The organism is Pseudomonas sp. GW821-FHT02A08, assembly GCF_059422045.1.
Genome location: NZ_JBWKWD010000040.1, coordinates 32,422 through 45,584, shown reverse-complemented (window position 1 = coordinate 45,584; position 13,163 = coordinate 32,422). Strand labels below are relative to the sequence as shown.

At 59.4% G+C, this 13,163-nt stretch carries 11 protein-coding genes and 2 pseudogenes; 7 read left to right on the top strand and 6 right to left on the bottom strand.

The window, feature by feature from the left end:
* Window position 1: 1 nt before the first annotated feature.
* Window positions 2-442 (bottom strand): DoxX family protein, encoded by a 441-nt coding sequence (locus AC07W4_RS23175; RefSeq protein WP_008053408.1) that lies wholly within the window; start codon window positions 440-442, stop codon window positions 2-4.
* Window positions 443-638: 196 nt separating this feature from the next.
* Here AC07W4_RS23175 and AC07W4_RS23170 point away from each other — a divergent pair, with 196 nt between their 5' ends.
* Together AC07W4_RS23170 and AC07W4_RS23165 are read left to right on the top strand one after the other, a co-directional pair.
* Entirely contained in the window at window positions 639-1,556 is a 918-nt protein-coding gene (locus AC07W4_RS23170; RefSeq protein ID WP_495034116.1) for a LysR family transcriptional regulator, read from the top strand.
* Between the two features lie 34 nt (window positions 1,557-1,590).
* On the top strand, window positions 1,591-2,049 hold the full coding sequence (locus AC07W4_RS23165) for a metallophosphoesterase family protein (RefSeq protein WP_495034125.1): 459 nt from the start codon (window positions 1,591-1,593) through the stop codon (window positions 2,047-2,049).
* 20 nt (window positions 2,050-2,069) lie between these two features.
* On the opposite strand, the gene AC07W4_RS23160 is transcribed toward AC07W4_RS23165, so the two are convergent.
* The gene (locus AC07W4_RS23160; protein ID WP_495034115.1) at window positions 2,070-2,528 is read right to left on the bottom strand and encodes a winged helix-turn-helix transcriptional regulator; all 459 of its coding nucleotides are present in this window, start codon (window positions 2,526-2,528) and stop codon (window positions 2,070-2,072) included.
* Between the two features lie 134 nt (window positions 2,529-2,662).
* Here AC07W4_RS23160 and AC07W4_RS23155 point away from each other — a divergent pair, with 134 nt between their 5' ends.
* Window positions 2,663-3,922 (top strand): MFS transporter, encoded by a 1,260-nt coding sequence (locus tag AC07W4_RS23155; protein WP_495034114.1) that lies wholly within the window; start codon window positions 2,663-2,665, stop codon window positions 3,920-3,922.
* Here the strand turns inward: AC07W4_RS23155 and AC07W4_RS23150 are convergent.
* Window positions 3,853-6,759: an EAL domain-containing protein gene (locus AC07W4_RS23150; RefSeq protein WP_495034113.1), complete on the bottom strand. Its 2,907-nt coding sequence runs from the start codon at window positions 6,757-6,759 to the stop codon at window positions 3,853-3,855. The two genes, AC07W4_RS23155 and AC07W4_RS23150, sit on opposite strands and share 70 nt — an antisense overlap.
* A 190-nt stretch (window positions 6,760-6,949) precedes the next feature.
* Window positions 6,950-7,195, bottom strand: a complete 246-nt coding sequence (locus AC07W4_RS23145) for a hypothetical protein (protein ID WP_150813170.1) — start codon at window positions 7,193-7,195, stop codon at window positions 6,950-6,952.
* Window positions 7,196-7,488: 293 nt separating this feature from the next.
* Here AC07W4_RS23145 and AC07W4_RS23140 point away from each other — a divergent pair, with 293 nt between their 5' ends.
* Window positions 7,489-8,811 carry a DUF1329 domain-containing protein gene (locus AC07W4_RS23140; protein ID WP_008053400.1) on the top strand — a complete coding sequence of 441 codons (1,323 nt, stop codon included), beginning with the start codon at window positions 7,489-7,491 and terminating at the stop codon, window positions 8,809-8,811.
* 42 nt (window positions 8,812-8,853) lie between these two features.
* On the opposite strand, the gene AC07W4_RS23135 is transcribed toward AC07W4_RS23140, so the two are convergent.
* Window positions 8,854-9,015: a DUF2986 domain-containing protein gene (locus AC07W4_RS23135; RefSeq protein ID WP_008053384.1), complete on the bottom strand. Its 162-nt coding sequence runs from the start codon at window positions 9,013-9,015 to the stop codon at window positions 8,854-8,856.
* Window positions 9,016-9,072: 57 nt separating this feature from the next.
* Window positions 9,073-9,639 (bottom strand): nucleotidyltransferase family protein, encoded by a 567-nt coding sequence (locus tag AC07W4_RS23130; RefSeq protein WP_495034112.1) that lies wholly within the window; start codon window positions 9,637-9,639, stop codon window positions 9,073-9,075.
* Between the two features lie 227 nt (window positions 9,640-9,866).
* On the opposite strand from AC07W4_RS23130, the gene AC07W4_RS23125 reads away from it, so the two are divergent.
* The 3 genes and pseudogenes from AC07W4_RS23125 to AC07W4_RS23115 form a co-directional block, all read left to right on the top strand.
* A complete protein-coding gene (locus tag AC07W4_RS23125; RefSeq protein WP_495034111.1) occupies window positions 9,867-11,204 on the top strand; it encodes an MFS transporter in 1,338 nt (445 codons plus the stop codon).
* 313 nt (window positions 11,205-11,517) lie between these two features.
* Window positions 11,518-11,826, top strand: a pseudogene (locus AC07W4_RS23120) (PAS domain-containing protein); the annotation flags it as partial.
* Window positions 11,827-12,108: 282 nt separating this feature from the next.
* Window positions 12,109-13,083: pseudogene (locus AC07W4_RS23115) on the top strand (methyl-accepting chemotaxis protein); the annotation flags it as partial.
* Window positions 13,084-13,163: the final 80 nt, after the last annotated feature.

Below are 13,163 nucleotides of genomic sequence, written 5' to 3'. Positions count from 1 at the left end.
ATCAACGACGGCGAGCGTCGAGGCTGAAGCGACCGGCACCAAAGGCCACGACCTGCAACAGGCCGCCGGCCATCGCGATGTTCTTGAAGAAGTGGATGAACTGGTTCTGATCGCCCAGTGCGTTATGGAACGCCAGCGCGGTGAACACGCTGAACACGGCCAGTACGGCGGCGACGGTGCGGGTGCGGTATCCGGCAATCAGTGCCAGGCCGCCGCCGATCTCTACAATGATCGCCACCGCCAGTGCCAATTGTGGAAACGGAAGGCCGACCGAACCGATGTAACCGACCATCATTGCCGGAGCGGCGAGTTTCGAAAAACCGGAAAGGATGAAGATTGCGCTAAGCAGTACGCGGCCGATCAACGAGGCCGAGGCTTGAGTCACATCCGAGCGGCTCTGTTCAGAGGTGGTTGATTGAGCGATGTTTGCAGAGTTCGTCATGGGATGTTTCCTACAGTTAGGTGCGATTCAAAGGGAAGCGCCTTGGTGAGGAAATGTTGCGCTGCATCAGCTAATCTGAATAGCTGACTAATTTAGATCATTAAATTCGATTTATTAGAAAAGCCACCCGCTCAACCGGTAAAGGAGAGATAAATCGTGCAATTTTCCGAGCGACGTCCGGATCAAGGAAACAGGCATGATCTCTGACCCGGGAACACCGACGCTGGACCAACTGCGAGTGTTCCTGACGGTCGTGGAAGTCGGCAGTTTCGCGGCGGCCGCCCGAAAACTTCATCGCGCCACTTCGGTGGTCAGCTACTCGATCGCCAACCTGGAAATGCAGCTCGGTGTGTCTCTGTTCGACCGCCAGACAACCCGCAAACCCCAGCTCACCGATGCCGGTCGCACCGTACTGGCCGAAGCCCGGACCATCGCCAACGGTGTTCATGGACTACGCGCCAAAGTGAAGGGCCTGCTTCAGGGGCTCGAAGCCGAAGTGCACGTGGTGCTCGATGTCATGCTGCCCCCCGAGCGTGTGGTCGACGCGCTCAAATCCTTTCGCGAAGAGTTCCCGACCGTTGCCCTGCACTTGCACATGGAAGCCCTCGGCGCGGTCACTGAACGGGTGGTCAACCGCGGTGCGATAATCGGTGTCAGCGGCCCCATGAACGAGGGCATCGACGGTATCGAGAGAATGGGGGTCGGCAGTGTCGAGTTGATTCCCGTGGCGGCCCCGAATCATCCGCTGGCTTCAAGCGACTCGAATGTTCCCGGCGCCGGGCGAGAGCACACGCAACTGGTGCTGTCCGATCGTTCGGTCCTGACCAAGGACAAGGATTTCGCCGTGCTCAGCAACCGCACCTGGCGCCTGGCGGACCTTGGCGCCAAACACATGCTGCTGCGTGAGGGCATCGGCTGGGGGAACATGCCGGCCCCGATGGTCCGGGAAGACCTGGAGAGCGGCCGACTCGTACAGCTGAACATTCCGGAATACAAAAGCGGGATTTACGCCTTCGACGTCATCTACCGCACGGATCTGCCACCGGGGCCGGCCGCGAGGTGGTTGATCGACCGCTTCGTTCAACAAAGCTGCACGCAGCAGACATCCCCTTGAGCCTGGAACCAGAATGCCGCTCGATCCGCCAGCAATGAAAATCGGCGTCATCTCCGACACCCACGGTTTGCTGCGCCCCGAAGCCATTGCCGCCCTGCAAGGCTGTGATCGCATCCTCCACGCGGGTGATATCGGCAGCGCGGCTATCCTCGAGCAATTGGCCGCAATCGCGCCGGTGGATGCGGTGCGTGGCAACAATGACCTGGACGCCCCCTGGGCGCGGGAGTTGCCCGATTGTCTGCGTCTGGAGTTCAACGGCTGGATGGTTCTGCTGGTGCATGACATCGTCGATGTGGCGGTCAATCTTGATGACGGTATCAAGTTGGTGATCACCGGTCATTCGCACAAACCCCGCATCGACTGGCGCGGTGAACGGCTGTACCTGAATCCAGGCAGCGCCGGGCGCCGACGCTTCAAATTGCCTGTCACCCTGGCGTTGCTTGAAGTCGTTGGGCAATCAATCGAACCGCGGCTGGTGTCGCTGCTCGACTGATTCGCCTTCAACCGTTCGATTCACGACTCGTCGGCAACCACCCTCACTCTGTGACAATCCGAAGGCCCAAGTTTCTGGCCGCTCACGGAGCGAACTTCAATCGGCATCAGGGACTGGCCGGACTCATTGTCCAGCAACACCGAACGCGTCTCGTCCCGCGTGAACAGAAACCGTTCGCCCCACTGCCTCATACTGATCACCACGGGAAAGATCTCCCGTCCTTTTTCCGTCAGGACGTATTCCTTGTAGGCACTTCCATCCGATGCCGGTTGAACGTCGAACACACCGACCTCAACCAACGTCTTCAGGCGCGATGCCAGAATATTCTTGGCCACCCCCAGGCTTTTCTGAAATTCGCTGAATCGGCGAATGCCGTCGAACGCGTCGCGAATGATCATGAGCGACCAACGATCCCCAATGGCTTCCAGTGTTCGTGCTACCGGGCATTCGCTGTTTTGCGAAGAAGGGGCTGCGACCATCGTGTTTACCTTTTGGATAAGGACCGCCAGGTCCGTCGGCTGATCTTGAGCAATGTGGTTGCAATATGAAACCTGATTCGATAACAATGAATCCAGTTGCTAATTGAAACCAGTTTAGCGCCACGGAGGCTCACTTGAAAGCAGATACCGATTCAACCACCGATCCTTTCGCCGCGCAGGCTTCGGGGCTTTCTGCGCAGCTCACGTTTCTGTTTTCGGTCACCTGCGCGCTTGCCGTCGCCAACGTCTACTTCGCACAACCTTTGCTCGATTCAATGGCCCGGAGCCTGAATGTGGCCCCATCAATGATCGGGTTTGTGGTGACGGCGACTCAGGTCGGTTATGCGCTGGGGTTGTTGTTCATCGTCCCGCTGGGCGACTTGTTGAACCGCAAAGGGCTGATTCTGACGCAAATGCTGCTTTCTGCGATTGCGCTGGCGGGCGTCGGCGCCGCACAGCAATGGCTGACCCTGTTGGGGGCCATGATCGCCGTGGGTTTGCTGGCAGTAATGGTTCAAGTGCTGGTGGCCTGCACCGCCGCGCTGGCAACGCCGGCACAACGTGGCCAGGCCGTGGGGACCGTCACCAGCGGCATTGTCCTTGGCATTCTGCTGGCGCGATTCACCTCCGGGCTGATTGCCGATCTGGCGGGCTGGCGCACCGTGTATTTTGTTTCCTCGGGACTGATGCTGACCCTCGCGGCGGTGTTCTGGAAAGTGTTGCCCCCCGCAGTGACGCCACGCAGTCGATACACCTACCCGGCACTCATCCGCTCGCTCTTCACGCTGTTCCTGACCGAACCGGTGTTGCGAACCAGAGGCCTGTTGGCCTTGCTGATATTTGCCGCTTTTTCCGTGCTGTGGACATCCATGGTGCTGCCGTTGAGCGCCCCTCCACTGTCGCTTTCACACACGCTCATCGGCCTGTTCGGCCTGGCGGGCGTCGCCGGCGCCCTTGCTGCCAGAAGATCCGGTCGCTGGGCCGACCAGGGGCTGGGGCAACGGGTCACCGGCATTTCGCTGGCGATCCTGACGCTGTCCTGGCTGCCCATCGCCTTTGCACAGTCGTCACTGATCGCGCTGGTTTGCGGCGTGGTCTTGCTCGACTTCGCGGTGCAAGCCGTACATGTCACCAACCAGAGCCTGATTTTTGCCGCACGACCCGACGCCCAAAGTCGCATGATCGGTGCCTACATGTTCTTTTACTCGGTGGGCAGCGCACTGGGTGCCGCCGCCGCGACCCAGGTGTATGCGCTCTGGGGCTGGATTGCCGTCAGCCTGTTGGGTGCCTTGATCAGTGCAGCGGCCCTCGTGCTGTGGTTTTGTCAGCAACCCCGGGGACCGAGCAGTGAACTGGCAAACAGTGCCTTCAAGGCCATCGGCTTGGCAAAATAATAACCTTGGGCCTGCCCTGCCCCCATTTCACGCAGCAACTCCAGCGTCGCCTGATCCTCGACGCCTTCGGCCACCACACTCAGGTCCAGCGATTCGGCCATCCGCACAATGGCCCGGACGATCGCGCGACTGCGGGCGCTGGTGGTCAGTTCGAAGATAAACGATTTGTCGATTTTCAAGCCGCTGAAACGGTATTGATGCACATAGCTCAAGGATGAAAACCCTGCGCCGAAGTCATCGAGCACCACCGTCATGCCGTTGTCGGCCAGTTGCTGCATGGTCTGGCGGGCAATCGCCGGTTCGGCTACCAGTGCCCCTTCGGTCAACTCCAGGCAGATTCGCGATGGCGAGACCCGGTGCTGCGCCAAAAGTGCCAGCACCTCAGTGGCGAAATCCGGGCGCGTCATGCTGTAGCTGGAGCAATTGACGTGCACCGGCGGCCAGTTGGCGTGTTCGGGTTGTGCGAGGATCGTGGCAATGCTGGTGAGCATGTACAGGTCCAGTCGACCGATCAGGCGCAAACCCTCGACATCCGGCAGGAACTCGCCCGGTGCGATCACCCGGCCCCCCGGCTGGTGCCAGCGGATCAGTGCTTCAAGGGCCAAGAGTTCGCCGGTGTCGACGCTGACGATCGGCTGGAAATACGGCAGCAGTTCGTCGGTGCGTTTGAGCGCGTTGCGCAAGGCCCCTTCTCGTTCGACCTGGTCCGAGACTTCACGGCGCACTTCCTGGTTGAACACCGCGTAGCTGTCGCGCCCGGCACTCTTGACCCGGTACATCGCTGCATCGGCATCGCGCAGCAAGTCGGCAGGCTCGTGATGGACCTGACTGTCGGCGCTGACGATACCGATACTGCAGGACGAAAAAACTTCATGACCATTGATGAAGAACGGCAGGTCGAATGCCACCAGGATCCGTTCGGCGATTTCAATCACCACCTCCAGCGACGCCTCGGGAGCCAGCACCGAAAACTCGTCGCCTCCCAGACGCGCCAGCATGTCGGTGTCGCGCAGGCAACCGCGTAAACGCTGGGCAGCCTGCATCAACAGCAGGTCGCCAAAATGGTGGCCGAGGCTGTCGTTGACCATCTTGAAGCGGTCGAGGTCGATGAACATCACCGCCAGGGGCCCGCCTTCGCTGCCGAACCGCGACCAGGCCAGGTTGAGGCGCTGCTGCAGGTAGGTGCGATTGGGTAGCCCGGTCAGCGCATCGTGGGAGTTTTCGTGCTGCAACTTGGCATTGGCGTGATCGAGCTCGCGGGTGCGGCTCTGCACCCGGGCTTCGAGCTTGAGGTTGGCGGCGTGGATCGCTTCGGCGGCCGTGCGTCGCGATAACGCGGTATCTATGTGCCGCGACACGAAGGTCAACAGTTCCTGGTCACGCTGGGTATAGCGCACCTGCGAGGTATAGCTTTGCACCGCCAGCACACCGCGTACCACGTTGTCTTCGAACAGAGGTATGCCCAGCCAGGAGAAGGAGCGCACCGACTCATGGGCAATTTCGATTTCGCCCTGCGCGGACAATCGCTCGGCTTCGCCGACGTCAATCAGGCAGGGGCGGCGCTGACGGATGATGTACTCGGTCAAGCCCCGGCGCCCTCGGCGTGCCGCCGGGCAGGTCGTCTGCCGTTCATCCACGTAATAGGGAAACGTCACTTCACCGGTCCCGTCGTCAAACAGTGCAATGTAGAAGTTCTGCGCGAACAGCAGATCACCGACGATGCCATGCAGGGTCCGGAACAACTCGGCCATGTCACCCGGCTGACTCGACAGTTCTGCAATCTGGAACAGCGCGCTTTGCAGATGCTCGGCGCGCTCCCGGTCCGTGACTTCCTGGCGCAATGCGTCGTTGACTGCCGAAAGCTCCAGGGTGCGACGCAACACCGTTTCTTCGAGGTCTTCGCGGTGCAGAATCCGGTCCAGCGCCATGGCTACGTGGCGGGCGACCACCAGGAACAGCGCGCGGTCTTCAGCGCTGTAGATGCGAGAAACGTCGTAGACCTGCATCGCCAGCATGCCAAACACCTCGTCCGAGGCATTTTTCAACGGCGCGCCCATCCAGTACTCGGGACGATCACCCACGCAGTGGAAACGGTCCTCGGCCTGGGCCGCGAGAATACCGGCGGCATCGATCAGCAACGGCTGGCCGGTGGTCAACACCTGGCCCGTCAGCGACAGCCGCGAAGGGTCCAGGTATTCGTAGTTTTCGGATTCCAGAGCATCGACGTCGATGATGTCGACGTAATACGGGTAGTCGATCTTGCCAGTGTGCGGGTCATACAGCGCGAGATAGAAGTTCTCGGCGTCGATCAGGCTGGCCAGCAGCCGGTGAGCCCCCACCAGGAACTCTGAGCGGTCACGGGTCGAACTGGCCAGATAGGTAATTTCATACAGCACACGCTGAGTGATCTGCGCACGAGCCAGGGTATTGGTCTGTAGCTCGATGCCCAGGCGCTGGGCAAGTTCGGCAAGCGCCGGTTCCGCGGCATCGTTGACGGGTGCGAGCAGCCAACCCAGCTCACTTTCGCCCCTGCCGGTGGGCCAGCGGTGCAGGTTCGAAGCCAGGCAAAAGGCTTCAAAATCATCATTCGCAACGCTTGAAGGCCAATGTCCCCGTGGGTCACCCTGGCCAACCCGATGCAACTGTTCACCGGCGCGGTAAAACGCCCAAGCGGTGGTATGGGCCCAGTTGCGCGCCGAGTCCAGCAGTTGTCCGATCCTGTCGTCGTTGCCGGCGCAAGCCATGCCGACGGTATCCGGATTCCCTGGGGGGTGAAATGCGGCAACTGCGTCATTGCTCGATTGCCGCGGGGAGCCGGTCAGTATACGAAAACTCATCAGCGCTCCCTGAGCCAAAACTGCTGAAACTCACTGGCTGATTGCTTGCAATGTGCCATTTGGCTTTCCGTTTAAAGCTTATGGCGGTTTTTTTCAATGATTTTGTTCAATTTAGTGCCAGGTATGAGACGGGGTGCAAATTATTCGCTGTGTTGTCCAGACCTGGCTTCCATCACTCGAAGCTAACGTATCAGTCGTCGTTGTCATCGCGATCACGGTAGCGACGGTGATCGCGATCATAGTCACTACGATCATAGCCACGACGATCATAGTCACGGTCATAACCTTGGTCATCGTCCCCTCGCTGGTCGTAACCACGTCGATGGTCATGATCGTGATATCGGCCGTACCGTTCTCCGTCATCCCAATGCGGGCCGCAGCCTCCCAACAAGACGGCGCTGGAAATGGCCACGATCAAGATTACTGCGCGATTCATAAAAACGTCCTAAACGTCGGAAGTATGGAAGGGTCATAGCTGTGACCATTGAGTAACCCGATGATTCCTTTGAGAAATACAAACAAGTGATGGTCACTCCCCCCATCGAATGCGCGCCGAGGCTGTCCGGGCCTGTCATGAATAGCCAAGGGGCTGTCGTCGAATGAAAAGCGCCCCTGATACGGGGGCTTTCTAATGGCAGTACTGAAAAGGTCTCTGGCGATGAGTCGACGTAAGCGACTGCTGCGCCTGAGTCACGAGTTGCCTGGTACGCCAGGCAGGAGAATAACAATATGAAATTCGTGAAAAGTCTTCTGGCTGCCGTACCCCTCATGGCGCTGGCCATCGATGCCCAAGCCTATGTATCGAGCCAGGAAGCTACTCGGCTGGGCACCAGCCTGACGTGGGTGGGCGCTGAAAAGGCCGGTAATGCCGACGGCTCCATTCCGCCCTACAACGGTGGTCTGACCACGGCCCCATCCAGCTTCAAGACCGGCGACAGCATGCGCCCGGACCCCTTTGCGGGCGAAAAACCGTTGCTGGTGATCAACGGCAGGAACGTCGACGCGTACAAAAGCATGCTGACCGCCACCACAGTGGCGTTGGCCAAGCGCTACCCCGACTTTCGCATCGACGTCTACCCGACCCACCGCACGGCATCGCTGCCACAGGCGATACTGGACAACAGCCGCAAGAATGCCACCAACGCCAGGTCTCTCAACGGCGGGATCGCCATCGACAATGTGATGCCCGGGGTGCCTTTCCCGATCCCGCAATCCGGCGCCGAAGCGATGTGGAATTTCCTGCTGCGCTACCAGGGCGTCAACATCCATTCCAAGTACGACTCCTGGAGCGTCGATACGGCAGGTGTACCGAGCCTTGCGGTCACCGGCGAGGCATTCATCTCCTTCCCGATCTACGAGAACCTGTCGAAGCCGTTCAACAGTTCCGACATCTACTATCAGTTGAAACTGTCCTATACCGGACCTGCGCGCCGAGCCGGCGAGTCGATCATGCTCAAGAACGCCACCAACCCGACGCAGTTCCCTGGCCGCGCCTGGCAGTACATGCCTGCTCAGCGCCGGGTCAAACAGATCTCGATCCTGGCCTACGACACCCCCAACCCCGGTACTGCCCGTGCGCTGGAACTGTATGACTGGACACTGGTGGGCAAGCAGGAAATGATCGTGCCCTACAACACGTACAAACTCACCTACGCCCGCGCTGCCAAGTCGCTGACCACGCCCAACTTCGTTGCCCCGGACTTCGTACGCTGGGAAAAGCACCGGGTCTACGTCGTGGAAGGCAACCTCAAGCCAGGGGCGAAGCACATCTACCAGAAGCGTCGCTTTTACCTGGATGAAGACACCTGGGCCGCGGTGGCCTCCGATCAGTACGACACCCGTGGCCAGCTGTACCGTGGCTCCTTCGCGTTCTTCAGCCAGAGCTACGACCAGCAGGTCCCGGACGCCACCCCTTTCATGACTTACGACCTGTCGAAAGGCACCTACAACATCAACGGCGTGGTGGGCCCCCATGGCGGCATCCGCTACATCGAGCCGCTATCGACGGCGCAGTGGGTGCCAGAGTCCATGGCGGGTGCCGGTATCCGCTAGGTTCGTGGTGAAGCAACACCCGATTTCGCAGTCCGACCTGAATCAGCTCTCAGAGGCGATGGTTGACTCGTCACTGGTTTGTGCAGCCAGCTTCAATCGGTCCGCTTTACAAATGTATTTAGGCTTGCTCTTCGGTGCCAGTTTGGCACTGGCTTTTTTGGCCTTAGCCTTGAACAGCTGTTTTAGTTTCTTTTGACGGTTCATGTTGTTCTACTCAACCTGTAATTCTTGAATGATATCAGCTTGAGACATTTAACCGATTCAACTTTGCGGCTCCACGATCCTGAGCCAGGGCCAGCGAGCCTGATAACTTTTCGCCTTCTGATCGAACAGGTCTGGCTTGGGATTTTTTGGATTGATTCGAAGTAGCCCGTGCTCTGTGTCGCCCAGGCCGTTGGGCGCATAGACCTCGCCAGTTTCGATATCCAGGCCAATGCAGGTGCCGGCAACCAGGTAGCGGTCAATCCCGTCTTTAGCCGACTGAAGCCTTGGATAATCCCCGCCAAAGCGCTGGCCGTACCACAAGTGGACGCGGGCCTGATTCTTGATCTCAATGTTCACGTCGAGGTCCCGGAACAGACGCAGACCTGACTGGATGACCTCATTCTCCGCGTCCCACGACAGGTCATCATCGAAATAAAAGACGTCGTAATCCTTCACGCCCCACCCTGGCGGTCGCTGTGCCTGATGATTCCAGACGGCCTGGAACAGGCAGCCGGCCGTGAGCAGGCATTGGTTCACACCGAGCTCAGGCAAGCGAGCGGAAATTTCCGCGTTTAGCGGATTGGCCATTGCGATCCTGACCAGGCTTTCGGCAGTCAATGTCATCTTCATCCCTTCTGATTGATCTGATCCCTGCGACCGACAATACCCTCGACGCTTTTCAAATTTGCAAAAAATTGCCCTTTTCTCTCCCTCGGCCAATCTGGCGCGAATCATGCCTGACTCAACGGCATGAAGTCGGTACTGACTATGTGGATGACACTTTTGAAGTGAGCCACCTCAGTGCCTGCCCCGATAATCGATAGCTTACTGACGAACTGTCGAGGTCAAGCATGACGAGCGCAACTATGGAACAAGTCAGCCCACAGACGCTGAGAAGAGTGATTGTGGCCGCAGGGATCGGCAATTTCGTCGAGTGGTTCGACTTTGCCGTGTACGGTTTTCTGGCCACGACCATCGCCCAGCAATTCTTCCCCAGCGGCGATGCCAGTGCCGCGCTGCTCAAGACCTTTGCGGTATTCGCCGTGGCCTTTGCGTTCCGGCCCCTTGGCGGGATTTTCTTCGGCATGCTGGGCGACAGGATCGGCCGCAAGCGCACCCTCGCGATAACCATCCTGCTGATGGCCGGTGCCACGACCTTGATCGGTCTGCTGCCCACTTATGCGGCGATCGGGGTCATGGCGCCGATCCTTCTGTCCCTGATCCGTTGCGCCCAGGGCTTTTCCGCCGGCGGAGAATACGCAGGTGCCTGTGCCTACCTGATGGAGCATGCACCGAGTGATAAACGCGCCTGGTACGGCAGCTTCATTCCGGTGTCGACATTTTCCGCCTTCGCCGCAGCCGCCGTGGTGGCCTACGCGCTCGAGGCGTCATTGTCCGCCGAAGCCATGGGGAGCTGGGGCTGGCGCCTGCCGTTCCTGATTGCCGCGCCCCTGGGCCTGGTGGGGCTTTACTTGCGCTGGAAGCTCGATGAGACACCGGCATTCCAGGCAGTGACTCAGGAACATGCTGTCGCACACTCCCCACTCAAGGAAACCTTGCGCAACCATGGTGCGGCGATCTGTTGCCTGGGCGCTTTTGTGTCACTCACCGCACTTTCGTTTTATATGTTCACCACCTACTTCGCGACCTACCTGCAAGTGGCCGGTGGCCTGAGTCGCGCAGCAGCCTTGCTGGTGTCACTGATTGCATTGCTGTTTGCCGCGGCGATCTGCCCGCTGGCCGGGTTGTATTCGGATCGGGTCGGGCGCCGAGTCACGGTGATGACCGCTTGCGCGCTGTTGATGGTGGTCGTGTATCCATCGTTCCTGATGGCCAGTTCCGGGTCGTTCGCAGCGTCCATCGTCGGCGTCATGCTCCTGGCGGTTGGCGCGGTGTTGTGTGGCGTAGTCACCGCGGCCTTGCTTTCGGAAACCTTCCCGACCCGTACTCGGTACACCGCGTCGGCTATCACCTACAACATGGCGTACACCCTGTTCGGCGGCACCGCGCCGCTGGTGGCGACGTGGCTGATCAGCACCACAGGCAGCAACCTGTCGCCGGCGTTCTACCTGATTGCGATTGCATTGCTCGCATTGGCGGGCGGTCTGGCATTACCGGAGACCTCGAGGATTTCCCTGCATGACGTAGCGGCGCAGGAGAACGCCGAAAGCGTGGGCGCATCCGCCTGAAAACACAAAACGAACCGGCAGGCGTCAGGCCAACGAGGTTTCCCTCCGCGGCCTTGACCGTGACGCTCATTCGCAACTCATGGCCCACTCAAGTCGACGGCGCGAGTGATTTCACATTGATATCGTCGACTGTCATGAAATGAAAAGAAATTGTCGTCGAATGAAGGGTCGATAGCCTCCCCCGTCCATAAATTCCTCTTCAGGCCCGCGCGTTGAATCCCCCCGATCTGACGCCTGGCCCGGCCGGCGCAATGCCTGGGCGTATTTCCGATTTATATGCTCAACATAATAATAATCCGAGGGGTCGCGTTGTATGCGTGTGAATTTACCCGTAACCGAGCATGAAAGAGTATTCCCCACCGAACAGCGATTGATATCCACGACCGATCTGGATAGCCGCATCACCTACTGCAATGACGCCTTTGTAGCCATCAGCGGTTTCACCTACGACGAACTGGTTGGTCAGACCCATAACCTGGTTCGACACCCCGACATGCCACCCGGGGTATTCATGCATATGTGGCACACCATCAAGCAAGGCAAACCCTGGATGGGTATTGTGAAAAACCGCTCGAAGAATGGTGACTTCTATTGGGTCAGTGCCTATGTCACGCCCATCTATGAAAACGGACGCATGAGTGGTTATGAGTCGGTCCGCTCGGTGCCCAGCCGTGACCAGGTCCGTCGGGCGTCAGTGCTCTACTCCAGGATGCGGGCCGGCAAGCCGATCGTTTCGCTGAGCGCGCGGATTTTCCGGCCACTGCAACAGGGCTGGCCATTATTGATGGCTGGCGGGGTTTCACTGCTGGGTAGTCAATGGCTACCGACAACGGCGGCACAAGGGGTCCTGGTCGCGAGCCTTGGGGTTGCCTGGTACCTGATCGAATCCCGAAATCGCAGGGCCATCGAGCGCACTCTGGCCGAACACCCGAAAGCCTTTTCCGATCCGCTGGTCGCGCTCACCTATAGCGATAACCACGGTCCCCAGGGGCAACTGGACATGGCCATGGTCAGTGAGGAAGCGCGCCTGCAGACTGCCCTGAGCCGGCTCGTCGATGCCGGGGTCAATGTCAAGGCCAAGGCCGCGCAGTCATCCGAGCTTTCAGGTTCCCAGGCGCAGTCGCTGGATCGTCAGCGCAGTGAAACCGATCAGTCTGCCGCCGCCATTTCACAGATGGCCGCCACCATTCAGGAAGTCACGCAAAACGTCATCAGCACCGCACATGCCGCCTCGGAAGCTGACCAGTTGACCCGTGACGGCAGTGAGCTGGCCCGGCAAAGCCTGAGCGCCATGAAGACCATGCACGAGGCAGTCAACGAGATTGGCCAGGCGGTCAATGCACTGGCGAGCGAAACGCAATCGATCGGCAGTGTCGTGGATGTCATCACCTCCATTGCCGAACAGACCAACCTGCTGGCGCTCAACGCGGCCATCGAGGCGGCCCGGGCCGGCGAGCAAGGACGCGGTTTTGCCGTGGTTGCCGACGAGGTGCGTTCCCTTGCCCAACGCACCCGCACCTCCACCGAACAGATCCACGGCATCATCGCTTCACTGTATGTCGGTGCCGATCGTGCCGTATCAACGGCCAATCGTGGCGAGCAGATTTCCCGCGAAAGCATGCAAAGTGTCGAGGCGGTGCAGTCGGCTTTGGTCGGCATCAGCCAGGCCGTCACCCGGATTACCGGCATGAGCCAGCAGATGGCCTCGGCGTCTGAAGAGCAAAGTCACGTGGCTGAAGATATCAATCAACAGATCACGCGAATTGCCCAACTGTGCGATCACAGCGCCGGGCAGGCCAAGCAAGGCGCGGCGATCAGCCAGGATCTTGAAGTCATGGCCGATTACCTGCACAGCCTGGCCGAGCGTTTCAGCCGATAGCCATTGGCGCCTGTTGACCATTTTGCATCCGGGCAACAGGCGCCATCGGCCCAGAGGTTCGGACCTGCGCCCGGCCCTGG

Coding starts and splice junctions, on each gene's coding strand:
- AC07W4_RS23125 (WP_495034111.1), top strand. CDS start 9,867: ATGACGAGCGCAACTATGGAACAAGTCAGCCCACAGACGCTGAGAAGA.
- AC07W4_RS23130 (WP_495034112.1), bottom strand. CDS start 9,639: ATGACATTGACTGCCGAAAGCCTGGTCAGGATCGCAATGGCCAATCCG.
- AC07W4_RS23150 (WP_495034113.1), bottom strand. CDS start 6,759: ATGAGTTTTCGTATACTGACCGGCTCCCCGCGGCAATCGAGCAATGAC.
- AC07W4_RS23160 (WP_495034115.1), bottom strand. CDS start 2,528: ATGGTCGCAGCCCCTTCTTCGCAAAACAGCGAATGCCCGGTAGCACGA.
- AC07W4_RS23135 (WP_008053384.1), bottom strand. CDS start 9,015: ATGAACCGTCAAAAGAAACTAAAACAGCTGTTCAAGGCTAAGGCCAAA.
- AC07W4_RS23145 (WP_150813170.1), bottom strand. CDS start 7,195: ATGAATCGCGCAGTAATCTTGATCGTGGCCATTTCCAGCGCCGTCTTG.
- AC07W4_RS23170 (WP_495034116.1), top strand. CDS start 639: ATGATCTCTGACCCGGGAACACCGACGCTGGACCAACTGCGAGTGTTC.
- AC07W4_RS23165 (WP_495034125.1), top strand. CDS start 1,591: ATGAAAATCGGCGTCATCTCCGACACCCACGGTTTGCTGCGCCCCGAA.
- AC07W4_RS23175 (WP_008053408.1), bottom strand. CDS start 442: ATGACGAACTCTGCAAACATCGCTCAATCAACCACCTCTGAACAGAGC.
- AC07W4_RS23140 (WP_008053400.1), top strand. CDS start 7,489: ATGAAATTCGTGAAAAGTCTTCTGGCTGCCGTACCCCTCATGGCGCTG.